18 protein-coding genes are annotated in these 11,886 nt (G+C 64.5%); 3 read left to right on the forward strand and 15 right to left on the reverse strand.

The features are described from left to right. Positions 1–182: 182 nt before the first annotated feature. Positions 183–1,067 carry a hypothetical protein gene (locus AC1DY5_RS24035; protein ID WP_478115426.1) on the reverse strand — a complete coding sequence of 295 codons (885 nt, stop codon included), beginning with the start codon at positions 1,065–1,067 and terminating at the stop codon, positions 183–185. Between the two features lie 200 nt (positions 1,068–1,267). On the opposite strand from AC1DY5_RS24035, the gene AC1DY5_RS24040 reads away from it, so the two are divergent. Next, positions 1,268–1,783 (forward strand): helix-turn-helix transcriptional regulator, encoded by a 516-nt coding sequence (locus AC1DY5_RS24040; RefSeq protein ID WP_478115428.1) that lies wholly within the window; start codon positions 1,268–1,270, stop codon positions 1,781–1,783. Beyond that, positions 1,780–2,475 carry a nucleotidyl transferase AbiEii/AbiGii toxin family protein gene (locus AC1DY5_RS24045; RefSeq protein ID WP_478115430.1) on the forward strand — a complete coding sequence of 232 codons (696 nt, stop codon included), beginning with the start codon at positions 1,780–1,782 and terminating at the stop codon, positions 2,473–2,475. The genes AC1DY5_RS24040 and AC1DY5_RS24045 overlap by 4 nt, the downstream gene beginning before the upstream one ends. 3 nt (positions 2,476–2,478) lie before the next feature. Here AC1DY5_RS24045 and AC1DY5_RS24050 read toward each other — a convergent pair whose 3' ends face one another. The 5 genes from AC1DY5_RS24050 to AC1DY5_RS24070 form a co-directional block, all read right to left on the reverse strand. Beyond that, a complete protein-coding gene (locus tag AC1DY5_RS24050) occupies positions 2,479–3,597 on the reverse strand; it encodes a hypothetical protein (protein WP_478115432.1) in 1,119 nt (372 codons plus the stop codon). 46 nt (positions 3,598–3,643) lie between these two features. Further along, the gene (locus AC1DY5_RS24055) at positions 3,644–3,910 is read right to left on the reverse strand and encodes a hypothetical protein (protein WP_478115434.1); all 267 of its coding nucleotides are present in this window, start codon (positions 3,908–3,910) and stop codon (positions 3,644–3,646) included. Between the two features lie 61 nt (positions 3,911–3,971). Continuing rightward, positions 3,972–4,652, reverse strand: coding sequence for a hypothetical protein (locus AC1DY5_RS24060; protein WP_478115436.1), 681 nt, complete (start codon positions 4,650–4,652; stop codon positions 3,972–3,974). A 19-nt stretch (positions 4,653–4,671) separates the two neighbouring features. Next, a complete protein-coding gene (locus AC1DY5_RS24065; protein ID WP_478115438.1) occupies positions 4,672–5,022 on the reverse strand; it encodes a hypothetical protein in 351 nt (116 codons plus the stop codon). A 79-nt stretch (positions 5,023–5,101) separates the two neighbouring features. After that, on the reverse strand, positions 5,102–5,266 hold the full coding sequence (locus AC1DY5_RS24070; protein WP_478115440.1) for a hypothetical protein: 165 nt from the start codon (positions 5,264–5,266) through the stop codon (positions 5,102–5,104). A 182-nt stretch (positions 5,267–5,448) separates the two neighbouring features. Between AC1DY5_RS24070 and AC1DY5_RS24075 the strand changes: the two genes are divergently transcribed. Next, the gene (locus AC1DY5_RS24075; protein WP_478115441.1) at positions 5,449–6,081 is read left to right on the forward strand and encodes a hypothetical protein; all 633 of its coding nucleotides are present in this window, start codon (positions 5,449–5,451) and stop codon (positions 6,079–6,081) included. 45 nt (positions 6,082–6,126) lie between these two features. Here the strand turns inward: AC1DY5_RS24075 and AC1DY5_RS24080 are convergent, their stop codons facing one another. The 9 genes from AC1DY5_RS24080 to AC1DY5_RS24120 form a co-directional block, all read right to left on the reverse strand. Next, the gene (locus AC1DY5_RS24080; protein ID WP_478115443.1) at positions 6,127–6,549 is read right to left on the reverse strand and encodes a hypothetical protein; all 423 of its coding nucleotides are present in this window, start codon (positions 6,547–6,549) and stop codon (positions 6,127–6,129) included. 356 nt (positions 6,550–6,905) lie between these two features. Then, on the reverse strand, positions 6,906–7,595 hold the full coding sequence (locus AC1DY5_RS24085) for a hypothetical protein (RefSeq protein ID WP_478115444.1): 690 nt from the start codon (positions 7,593–7,595) through the stop codon (positions 6,906–6,908). Positions 7,596–7,660: 65 nt separating this feature from the next. Further along, positions 7,661–7,798, reverse strand: a complete 138-nt coding sequence (locus AC1DY5_RS24090) for a hypothetical protein (protein ID WP_478115446.1) — start codon at positions 7,796–7,798, stop codon at positions 7,661–7,663. Next, positions 7,795–8,568, reverse strand: coding sequence for a hypothetical protein (locus tag AC1DY5_RS24095; protein ID WP_478115448.1), 774 nt, complete (start codon positions 8,566–8,568; stop codon positions 7,795–7,797). Before AC1DY5_RS24095 ends, AC1DY5_RS24090 begins: the two co-directional genes overlap by 4 nt. A gap of 5 nt (positions 8,569–8,573) precedes the next feature. Further along, on the reverse strand, positions 8,574–8,774 hold the full coding sequence (locus AC1DY5_RS24100) for a hypothetical protein (protein ID WP_478115450.1): 201 nt from the start codon (positions 8,772–8,774) through the stop codon (positions 8,574–8,576). Next, a complete protein-coding gene (locus AC1DY5_RS24105) occupies positions 8,755–9,567 on the reverse strand; it encodes a hypothetical protein (RefSeq protein ID WP_478115452.1) in 813 nt (270 codons plus the stop codon). The genes AC1DY5_RS24100 and AC1DY5_RS24105 overlap by 20 nt, the downstream gene beginning before the upstream one ends. Beyond that, a complete protein-coding gene (locus tag AC1DY5_RS24110) occupies positions 9,560–10,129 on the reverse strand; it encodes a hypothetical protein (protein ID WP_478115454.1) in 570 nt (189 codons plus the stop codon). Before AC1DY5_RS24110 ends, AC1DY5_RS24105 begins: the two co-directional genes overlap by 8 nt. Positions 10,130–10,145: 16 nt before the next feature. Next, positions 10,146–10,574, reverse strand: a complete 429-nt coding sequence (locus AC1DY5_RS24115; protein WP_478115455.1) for a hypothetical protein — start codon at positions 10,572–10,574, stop codon at positions 10,146–10,148. After that, positions 10,567–11,661, reverse strand: a complete 1,095-nt coding sequence (locus AC1DY5_RS24120) for a hypothetical protein (protein WP_478115456.1) — start codon at positions 11,659–11,661, stop codon at positions 10,567–10,569. Before AC1DY5_RS24120 ends, AC1DY5_RS24115 begins: the two co-directional genes overlap by 8 nt. Positions 11,662–11,886: the final 225 nt, after the last annotated feature.

The following is an 11,886-nucleotide window of genomic DNA, read 5'->3' on the forward strand; positions in this document are numbered from 1 at the left end:
GTCCGCGAGCGCGGCCATCACAGCATTGGCCGCCTTCTTGTTGAGTTCCCGGTTGCTCAGGCCTTGATTCGTCAGCGGACGGGATTCGGATTGGATCGCGGTCATTGTTCGTGTACGGAGGGAAGTTGCAGTGGCGCCCGGCAGCGCCAGGCTTCGTCCAAGCCAGGGGGCGCAGCAGATGGTCAACCGGCCGGCACGGCCATCGCCTGGCGGTCCAGGTCTTCGACGTCGGCAGCGAGCACGCATCCATAGTCGGGGTGCATCGTCCATGGGGCGGCATCGAGGAGGCGGACCACCTCCCCATGGATGGCGTCAAAGTTCGCCGAGCAGTCCTCGCCTCGCGCCACAGCCTGGTCCAGAGACTCTTCCATCGACTGCAGCGCCTGGTACACCGGCTGCGACATCGCCTCCGGGCGAACGAGTCCCGTGAGGAATTCCGCCTCGCCGAGCTCGTGTGCGCCGAAGAGCGCCAGGCGCTCGGCAACCTTCGTGGTGAGCGGGCCCGCAGTGTCGCGCAGCCGCGCGAGCTTGAAGCTATCGTAGGTGTCCTTGCGCGCCCCACGGTCGAACGCGGTGGCGATGGCATTCGCGACGGCCCCCACGTTGGTGCGAAGGCCGATCGGCTTTCCGGCTCGCTTGCCTTCAAGCTCCAGCTCAATGCCGGTGGCGTCCACCTTGGTGACGACCATCGCCGTGTTGCGCTTGCCATCGTTGAAGATCAGCGCGCCAACCTTGTCGCCGGGCTGAAAGGCCAGGGCCTGCGCCGTGGCCTCGAGCTTGCGCTGGTACCGGATCGCCTCGACGGCGCTTCGGGCGTAGTACACGTCGTACGCAAAATCGCCGCCGTCCACGCGCTCGGTGTTGCGCGCGAGCTGCTCCGTCGTCACGCCCAGATCCTTCGCGACCGCCGCGTTCACGTCGACGTTGTAGAACAGGCCCGCATCGAGCGCCCGCTCGGCCGCCTCCATCACCAGGCGCTGGCGTGGGGTTGGTTCAAAAGCCGGTGATTTGCACAGGCGCCACTGGTCGTAGCAGGTGCCGATGGCGGGAAGTTCGTAGCGGGACATCGAGGAATCTCCTTCGTTGATGAAGAAATTGTCTTCCGCATCCGACTATTTCCGCGATTTGTTTTTTAAGCCGATGAGTGAGCGAGCGCTCAAGGAATAGCGCCGCGCCGCGCCGGCGCCGGGCTCCGACTCACGGACGGCCCTTTCTCGTTGATGTCGCGTATATTGCACATACGCCCATTTTTTGGCAAAATTGAGCCATGGCCACTCTTCACGAGATCGGGAACGCTGTCCGTTTGCGCAGGACCGAGATGGGGCTCACGCAGGAAGCCCTTGCTAGGGTCAGCGGACTGTCGCGCTCAACCATCAATGCGGTGGAAAGGCAGTCGATCGGCAATCTGAGCATCGCAAAGGCCGAAGAGCTTCTGGAGTCCATCGGCTTGTCCATGAGCGTGACAAGTGCCTCGACGCGCCCCTCGGCTCAAGCGAATGCTCCTGCGAGCCGGTCCGCCCTCGAGCGGGCGGCAGCCACGGCGAGCGTGAGCTATGGGTCGGCGCTGTCGGCCAAGCAGTTGGAGAGCGCGCTGCTATCAGGGAAGGCTCCGGAGCCGATCTGGCCACACCTCCGAGCCCTGCTTGATGAGGCGCCGGTGTCGCTGCTCGCCAAAGTGGTGGAGGAAATCCACTGCGAAAAGGGTGTGGAGCGGGCCTATGTCTGGAACCAGATGCGTCGCCTTGCCCACGAGCTCAAGTGCTTCAGGATGGTCTGGCGTTGAGCGCTGTCGACTTCACGCGCCATGGGCCTTGGACATCGCTCTGGCCTCATGCATTGGTCTTGATGTCGCATCTGGAGAAGGTGACGGTCGATCCGCCGTGGACATTCGGCGGCGGTACCRTGCTCATGCTGCGCTACGACCACCGATTCAGCAAAGACATCGACCTTTTCGTGCCAGACCCTCAGTACCTCGGACATGTGAATCCACGCCTCGGCGGGCCTGCCGAAGGCCTCACGAGCGAATACGAGGAGAACGCTCAGTTCATCAAACTGCAGTTTCCCGCCGGAGAGATTGACGTGGTTGTGGGTGCTCCGCTCACAGACCCGAACTTCGAGGTCGCGGACTACGAAGGCCGTCCCATCCGCGTTGAGACTTCGGCGGAGATCATCGCGAAGAAGATGTGGCATCGCGGCGATCAGGCGAAGGCCCGTGATTTGTTCGACCTCTGCGCCGTGGCCACCCTCGAGCCGAACGCCATCGAGGTAGCTTTGCCCCACATGGAACGCCACGCGGCGGCGTTTTTGAAACGCCTGGATGAGAACGCCGACGTTGCAGAGGCCGATTTCAAGAGGATTGAGGCTCGGTCGTTTCGAATGCCGTTCTGGGAATGCCTGACACTCGCCCACACTATCCTTGAGCCCTTGATTCCGGTCGAGGAGGAAGGCGCACCGGGCGAAGGCCGACCGCAGTAGTGTTCAGGCCCCGTAGCGCTGCAGGCGTCCCTCGGAGTCGTCGACCTCAATGAAGTCAATGAAGTCCTCGCCTCCGCGCCCGCTCATCGCCAGGGCCGCGGCGATCACCTCGGGCCGCCGGGCGTAGTCGGCGCAGAGGTAGTCCGAATCCGGGACGATGTTTACCCGGCCGAGGTCGAGGCGGTCGGCGTCAAAGCATGCGCGAACCCAAGCCTCGCCTTCGGTCTGCCCATCGCTGTGCAGCTCGCAGGCCAGCGCCAGCGCTTGCACCGCGTCGTCAGGCAGGAAGCCGAACAGGTCACTCCGACGCTTGCGCACGAACGCGGCCGCGCGCGGGCCGTGCTCCGGGTCGGCGCCTTCGTCCAGCCGCTGGCTGTCGTGCACCAGACCGAAGATGTACGGCACCAGCGGATCGATTCCGAGGGAGCGCGATACCGCCAGGGCGTGCTGGGAGACGCGAGCCCAGTGGTCGGGGCCGTGGTACAGCCCACAGGCTTCCACGTCGAAGTTGCGGTGCACGTGGCCCTCGATCGCCTGGATCTCGCGCGCGTGCCGCGTGAGGCTGCCCATCTCGCCGTCGCAGAACATCCGCAACTGGTCGCCCGTGAGCGAACGCAGGTAGTCCTCGCGGCTCATGCCCTCGCGGCGCCAGGCCGCCGGCTGGTACAGGAACTCGCTCTCGTCCGATCCCGCCCAGAAGATGTCCTCGGGATGCACCAGCGGAAGCGATTTCACGAAGGCGGCCTGGCCGCCGCCGTGCTGCCCGGCATACCGCGCATTGAGGGCGATCCAGTCGCCAGGCAGGATCTCGTAGGCCGCCGGCACGCCGCGATACACCGCCTGCGGCGCGCCGGTGATCCCCATCGTGTCGAAGTTGCGCCGGGGCACGACCCGGTGCACGCGATCCGCCCGCTGCTCATGGTCGGGGCGCCGCATGCGGTCGACGCGCTCCAGCACGCCGGCCTGTGGGTGCTCTGCCGCCAGCCACGCCTCGATGGCAGACCACGGATCCTGGTTGGTGAACCGCGCCACCAGCTCCTCGCCGAGCGTCGTGATGGCGCCGAACGGCACACTCTTCACCTGGCCGGCGAAAAGGACTCGGGAGTTGGATCTGAGGCTCATGGCGGAAGCATTTTCGCTGCGAACCTCGTCGTCGAGTTCCATGGCCTCAAGGACTGGGAGCTGCGGCGCCGGCGCGCTGGTCGCGCTCGAACAGGACCTCTTCGAACGGGTTGGACATGCCGAGCGCGACGTAGCGATCTCCGAGCGCCTCTGCGGTCTCCAGCGGATAGTCGTGAAGCTCATCGATGATGGCGGCGCGCACCATCTCGACCTGGCCCTCCTGGGCCATGACGGCCAAGAATTCGCGCTCGTTGTCGCCGACCCAGATCCCGTCCGAGCCGACCAGGTAGTCGTGGCCAACGTTGATCAGCACCCGCTCCAGCAGCGCCGCGTCCGACTCGTCGGCGAGGCCCCGCTTCCCGTTGATCGCGATCTCACGGCGCCAGCTGGGCCCATACGCCCCAGCGTCGTTTTCGCTTTGGAAGTACGCCTCCTGGAGCGCTTCCCGCAAACCCTTCGCTCAGCAGCTCGACCCGTGCCAGGCTGTGCGCCGAGACCGCGTGGAAGAGCCGGTCGGCCAGCTCGTCGCGGGACTTGGACCCCTCCGGCGGCGCAGCCAGACCCATTTCGCGCACGACCGCCGCCAGGACACGCGCCCGGAGGCTTGCGTCGTCCTGCGCATCCTGCGCGCGAGCGGCCTCCGTCGGATTCCCGCCGGCCGCGGCGAGCACCTCGGGATCGCGAGCGCGGCGTGCCTGCTTGTCGACCAAGGTGTTCAGCAAGCGCTCCGCCTTGTCCGCTCTCTGGGTCGCATAGTCGAACGCGTCGTGGGCCGTCAGGAACATACCCGGAAGGGCCTCGATCTCGCGCAAAGCGTTCTCCAGCGTCAGGAAGCTCACCCCGATCAGATCTGGCGGAGCCTGTTCGAGCCGGCAGTGGCCGGCCTCGAATGTCATAGCCCGGTCCAGGGCGTCGACGATGATGTGACGCTCACCCAGCAGCGCGGTCCGCCCCCGATTGGCAGTCGCTCGCCAGGTTGATATTTCCTCGCGAAGGATGGCCAAGGTGTCGGAGAACGCGCTTTCGATCTGTTCGGTCGTGGGTTTGGTGCTCATCGGATCTCTTTCAGAGGGGTCAGCCGCGCGGCGCGGCTACAGGCTCGTTCTCGACTTCCAGCTCCGCCGGCGCAGCCCGCTGGATCTCGCTGAAGCCGAACTTGTCCACGACGAAAGTGACGCCATCACGCACGACCAGGTCGCCGACGGAGGTGCTGCGGCGCGGGTTGGTCGTCTTGACCGCGACATCGGGGTTCTCGGACCAGTCGCTGTCGATATGGTTCGTCGCGGAGAAGGCGCGCTCCAGATCGTCGCCCTCCACTTCCGCGACCAGCTCGAGCGACAAGCCGAGGTCGCGCCACTTGGCCTCGTCGCTGAAGATCTCCGCGAGCGCCTCGCGATCCACACGAAATGCGATGCGCGCGTGCATGTCGACCACTCCGGGGTTCACCTGGCCGGCTCGGCTCACCTTGCAATGGAATACTTGAATCATGGTCGGCACCTATGGGTCAGCCGCGCGGCGCGGGAGCAGACTCGCTCTCCGCTTCCGCGAAATGGTGGGCGAACGGGTTTTCGATGCCGTGCTTCTCCAGGCGCCGGTTGATGGACTTGAGCATCTGCCCGACAGGGAACGCCGATCGCTCCATGGCACCATCGGAAAGGAAAATGTCCATCGCGCCGGCTAAATGTCCGTGGTTGACTATTACTGCGATCAATTGTCCGTTGGGGCTTGCAGTTATGCGCATCTTTTTTGCGCCAGTGCTGCATTCGGCATCGATTGGGCTTGTGGCAACCCAACCCAAGTACTACAGTCCAAACAGAGCCGGCTTCTTCACGGGCAGGCGGAGATCAAGGTATGGATGAACCTCCCCGCGCCAAACGAAGGATTCGCCGAGGACCCACACCACCACCACCGACAAAACGGACCTGGCGCACCCTTCTCAAGGCTGCATGGGATGGGTGGGAAAGGACTGTCGGCAAAGTGAAGGCGATCCTGTCTGCTACGGCAGTGATCCTGGCCTCAATCACAGGGCTTGCGGCCATGCTCATCAACGCCCTGAAGCTCGACTGCACCGACGTAGACCTGACTTTGAGCAAGCTGGATAGGTGCGTCCAAAGAACCACCAACTCGATCTGGGCGGAGCCACCTGAACTCGTTGAGCTTCGAAGGACGAATGTAGGCCGCTGGGTGAATTGGCGTGGCGAACAGATCGCTCTTGCCGAATACCCCTCGGGAATCGACGTTGCAACGCTGCAGGTATCCCACTGGGGTGCCCGATTGGAGAGCAAGGGCGAAGGTTCAACAGTCTCGCGCGTGCTCTGCACCATGCAGTTTCCCACCGATGAAGACGCCGCGGCCTACACCCGTGCTTGGCAGGAGCGATGGAAGCCAGGGGAGGCCCTGATCTTTTCTGGACGCATCGCCGCCATCCAAACAGATAGTCTGAAATTGAAGCCCTGTTTGGCTGTCTCAGCCTCCGCTGACTGAAGAGTGTCCCGACCAAGATCGAAGTCCCAGCCCCTAGTGTCTCGACTAGCCCGCCGGCCGCGGCCCGCCATCGTCTTCCGCATCTGCGCTGGCGTCATTCCGCCCCTCCCCCATGAGATAGGCGGCGAAGCCGTGCTCCTGCCCGCTCCATCCGTACAGGTCCTTCAGCGTGACCTGATCGCGCTCCGGGTTCGCCGGGTTAAACGCCGAGTCGTCGAAGGCGACGGACAACGCCTGGGCGCACGTCAGGCCATGCCGCTTCGCCCAAGGATCAAGTGCGTTGGCGATCCACATCTCGCGCGAGGCCGCTTCATGGCGGACAGCGCGCGCTGCCGATTCCTCCAGATCGAGGCCTTCCTCGAAGTCACGGATCGCGCCGTGCGCGCGAGGGTTCGTCCAGTCAATGCCGGATTGCTCCAGTCGCAGTCGCAGCTCCTCCACCTCTTGCGGCGTTCGAACACTGGTCATGCCCGGGGCCTCTCGGCRTCGCCGTCCGACTCGCCCTCAGCGGCTGGCGCGGAGACGCACCTGGCCTGATCGCTGGCCACGTCCCACTCGATCAGGCCAGAATCGAACTGCTGCTCGCGCAACATGGCCTGCCCGACTGCCACGAGCGGGCCCGGATGGAGCCCGATGCATTGATTCCCAGCGGGTTGGAATTGCGATGTGAAACGGCTGATGCCACCGTGGGGTGCCGGGTCCTGCAGGTGCTGRCCGCCGGAGCGGGTGTGAAAGGGGCTGCGATGGTGGCTACAGGAGGAGCAGCCGCCGGCGCGGGCGCTGGTCCGTCGAAGAGGTCGAAGCTTGCTTGCATGGTTCGCCGATCAGCCCCGTGGGCCAGCTTCAACTTCTGCTGCGGATTCCTGCGCGACGGCGAGCTCGACTTCTTCCCATTCAGCGAGCGGGTCCGTTGTCAGGCCCCAGGGTCCAGCCGTGAAGAAGGCGGTTGCCTCGTCAAGTTCGCCCCACCCGTCGCGCTCGCTCCAGTACTGGGAGCCCTCGGGGGACMTCACCACCTTCGCAACGAACGGGCCGCCAGTGATGCTGGACATCAGGTCCTGCGTTTTACGCAACCACTCGCCGAAGTTGTCGACCAGGTTGCCGCCATTCACGTCGCCGTTTCCTGTTTGGAGCGGCCGGTGAATCCGGAAAAGTTCCTTGAGGACGCGGGCGCCAGGATCAGACTTGGGTGCGGGCATGCTCCCGACGACCGCCTTGTGCTTGCGCAGCCAGCCGCCCAATTGGTCCACCAAATCGGCGCCGCTGATCTCGCGGTGCTCGAACTGGAAGTCGCTGAAGGTCTCGAACAGGTTCACGAGCAGCGCGGTCGACGCCGGGGTATCGGCGTCGAGCACGGTGTATCCCGTCTCGCGTGCCCAAGTCTCTGCTTCCGAACGACTGAGCCAGCGATGCTCGAGCCGCTCGCCGGCGCGGTAGCCGCTTTCGATCTGAAGGCAGAAACGCGGGGTCTTGCCGTACGGTTTGCCGCGCAAGGCCTTGACGACGATGGGCATGGGTTCTCCTGTTGGGGTCGCCTGCTTGGACGCAGATCGGCTTCGAGCGGTCATGGCAGGGAAAGTCATGCTGCAGGGGCCTCCTGGCCGCCAGCCTCAGGCTCGTCCTCATCCGGTTCGGGAAGCGACAAGAGCATGGCGTCGCCCTCGGCGACAGCCTCAAGAGCCTCCCGACTCTGGGGCATCGAGAACAGCTCGATCAACGAATGGCGCTTGCTCTGTTCCTGGTCGCTCCCCCCCGTGATGTGCAGCGGTCCACAGATTCCCTCGACCACGTCGTCCAGCGATTCTGTGGCGAGCTTCTGAACCAGTTCGATATCGGGCGCATGCTCGTAGCCGTGATAGCCGTTCCACACGACATCCGAGACCCACTCCTGTTCATGGCCGTGATAGGTCGCGTGCCGGCGATCCCGTCGATATGAAGCTCACGCTGGGCTTCGGTTAGGAACCGGGCCTGGTCCGTGCGCGAGTGGTCGACCAGCACCTTGAGTCCGTCGCGCAGGTGCTGGATGCGCGAACGATCTGTTGGCGCCACACCGCCCATGGCAAGCAGCACCGCTGCGCTCGCATTGTCCGCAAGGATCGTCGACGACTCGGCCAGCGCGGGAGCGCCGAGCACGCGTTGCCGTTCAAACCTCACGTTGTCGTAGTGCCGATGGTCCATGGCATCCACACCCACAGCCCAGTCGATCTGGCTGCGGCCACCGTCTCCCGCGTTCCAGTCCGGCACGCGATCATCGACCAATCGCGTCAGCACTCGCACCACGAGAGCGTTGAGAACCTGGTCTCCTACGACTGCGCCACTACGATCGACCAACGCGGCCTGCGATGCCTGGTGCCCGCCATCATTCGCCTCTTCGATGAGAAAGCGCACTGTGGCGACGCCCGCGGCGAGCAGCTTCGCGCGCAACGCGGCGAGGGCCTCCGTCAGCGCGTCGCCCGTCAGGACTTTGATCTGGGATTGGTTTGTCATGTCTTTCAGCCCCTTGGGCGATCCATTTCAGTCTCGGCTTCGCTGGGGTCGATGCGGATGTACCCGATACCGAACTCAGACACCAGCTCAGCCCCGCGCTCCACGAGGTATGCCTTCAGCGCAAGCTCGACGCGCCCGAGGGCCTCGCAATCCGTGCTCTCGATGCGCACCAGCCGCTGGACGCCTTCACAGGGGCTGAAGCTCACCTCGAGGCCTTCTGTGAAGGCCGACGTTCTGGAGGCCCAAGGCGATGTCGCGCACGTGCACTGCCGCCACGCCCTCAGCCTCGGGACTGCGAAAGGTGAGCTCCAGGAACGGCAGCTCGTTCGGAAACAACCCGCGTAGTTCGAACGCTCGCTCCCGACGCATGCTTTCCTGCGCCGTCCGGTCGTCATAGACCCGGACGGTTGAATGCATGATCTTCGTCCTTTGCTCGATGGGGCTCTCACCTCGAGCGCGATCGCAGAAGATGAAGGCGTCCTTGGCGGCCTCGATGCGCACGTCGACCGCGCCAGTGCCTGGCGGCATGCGCACTGTGCTCACGCACTCCTTGCCGTACCAGAGCCAGTAGGTGGTCAAGCCGGTACCGCGCTGCTCCRCCGGCACGTAGTCGGGCACCTCGGCGAGAACACCTGATTCGGACGAACTCGGCCGAGCCGGCTTGGAACCCTGATCGCTCGGGGCAGCCGGCGGGGACGAGGCTGGCGCAGGCGCAGCGCTGCCAGCAGCCGGGGCGGCCACTGGGCTGATGCGGTCTGCCCGCTTCCTGAATTCGTAGATATCGCCGCGAAGCCCTTGGGTGAACTCGCTCACCGCTTCGTGGGCGTCCGCCAGCGCCGCCTCGAGGTCCTCTTCGGTCTCCTCGCCTTCTTCGATCCGCATCAGGATGGCGTCACGCGTGTTCACTGCCTCGATCAATCGCTCCGCACCCTTGGCAAGGTAGTGCGCGAACTCGACGGCCTTGTCGAGCTGAGCGATCTGGGGTGCGAGATCAGCCACGGGCAGCCTCTGCTGTACCAAGTTCCTCGGCGATCATTTCTGCGATCGTGGCCTGAAAGGGATTGGTCATGTCCCGCCGGGTGAGTTCGGCGCTGAGGCTCCCCGGCAGGCCAAGGTCCGGATTCGCGGGGTCGAAAGTTCCTCGCAGCACCGTGTCCACGGCCTGAGGGCTGGAAAGCGCCTCCAGGATGTTCACGCTCAAGGAGCCGACGCCGCTGACCGGCGATTCAAGGCCGGCGGCAAGGATGTCCTCGTTGGTCAGCTCCAATGCCCCCTCGATCACATGCTCATCGCTGGCGTAGGCGAGCCCGTGATGGCCATTCAGGACGATGTCTACGAAGTCGTCCGCCTGGCGCCGGTCCCCTGCGATGGCGCAGATCAGTGCGTCACGCACCTGCCCGGAGAGGAAGCGAGGGTTGTCGTCCTTGCCATCCTGCAGCAGCACCGCGATCTGGACCTGAAGGTGGCCATAGCGAGGCGTGCCTGGCTTTGGCGCCGACTCGCCAAGAGCTGCGAGGGTTGCTTCGAGCACGCTATCGCGCGCGGAATCGTTGTTGGTCATGATGGGGATCTCGTTCTCAGGCGAACATGCGCGGGCGCTYGGCCTCGGGCTCGGGTTGGTCTTCTTCGGGGCTTGATGCCCGGCTTGCGAGTTCGCGGAGGTCCTCGCCCATCACCAGGTCGTGATCGCTGCCGGGATAGTTGCGGCGCGAGATCGTCACGTCGCCGTCCACGAGCCATTCCAGGACGCCGGCGGAGCGGTGCCACAGCGCGGCACCGCCCGGATTCGCATCGAGTTGCGATGCGGCAATGTGGCGGAGGTTGTCGGCCTGCGACGCGGTCACCTCGCCCATTGGAATGCTGGCGGCATCGAGGAGTTCGGCGCTGATGTGTTCGCCCTTGTAGCGGAACTTCACCATAGCAATGCCCGCGCGCTGCAGCAGGATTCGCTGGCCGGCGCGCTGGCCCTTCAGTCCGCGTTCGATTTCTTGCCAGGACTTAGCCACGGGGACGCTCCCCGTCGAATTCGGTCTCCGGCTCGATGAGCCCCGGCGAGATCGTGCGGTGGTACTCGTCGACCCATAGGTGGTGGCGAGCGAAGCCGTCGGCATCATTGAGCAGGTGGCCGTCCTCCGAAACGAAGACGGTCTCGCCTGGCGGCCGTGCATCAACCCACTGCAGGAAAAGCCGCAACGGCACCTTGCCGCCGGTAACGGGCCAGTTCTCCTCGTTGTAGCCGGACAGTTGCAGGCTTTCTCCGAAGTCCCGCACATGGAGATCCGGCTGGCCGAAATAGGTCGAAGCATCCTTGCTCCTGGCGGCGCCACCTGCGCGCACAGGCAGCGAAGGGCCGCCCAGCCTGACACCGATCCCCTCGCGCAGCTCGCCCAACGCCGCCGTATTCAGAGTCAACTCGGCCCATCGGGGCATGGCCGCGCCGAGCGCCGGCGCCAGCTCCATCACCACGATGCGCTCCTCCCCCCATCCGTCGCCGCACTCCGGCAGAAGATGGCGATCGAGCGCGTCAGAGGCGTTCCTCCAGCGCAAGGGCTGGATGTTGCGATCGATGCCTTCAATCCTCACAGATTGGGTCAGCGCATCGTTCCCGAGATCCCAATCGATTGTCGAAACCCAAGCCGGCTCCACGGCCTGCGGAGGCATGGCCTCCAGCAACTCCCGGTCAAGTCGACTCGCAAGGCTTTTCAGATCGTTCGTGTCGATGTCACTTTCGGCCACGTCGATCTCATCGCCCGAGGCGTCGAACACCTTCAGTGCGGACACTTTGGGATCGCCGCCGCTACCGTCGCGGGTCACCTCGATGCAAACACGGTGGATACCGCTTTCGTCCATCAGGTACGCCCGCAGTTGCGCGACCTCGACGAAGTCGTCTCCGGCCTGCAGCACGTTCACGGTCTCGGCAGCCGCCATGAGCTGGTTGCGCTGCTCGGTAGACATGCGGGCCCACGCTGCGCGCAGGACATCCTGCAGGTCGCCGACTTCGTGGTCGGGATCGTCGTTCTGGCCGTGCTGCTGCGCAGCGTTGAGGATCCGCTCGATACGCGGGTCGTTGGGTTCGGAGATCGTGGTGGTCATGGGGTCGTCGCCGTGAAAGGTCGGGTTTGTGTTCAGATTTCTTCGAAGCAAAATATTTGCCTAGCTTTTCTGCATTATTACTATGCTACGGGCTAATAGTTTTTTTGTTTTCTGGAGACTCTCAACATGGCGATGACGTCAGCAAGCGTGTCCACCGATGCGGAAACCGCACCAGCCCGGGCGCCGGCCCCGGCTCCCGCGGTTCGGCGCTTCGCACCCTTCCGT

The organism is Variovorax sp. P4_D9, assembly GCF_056401695.1.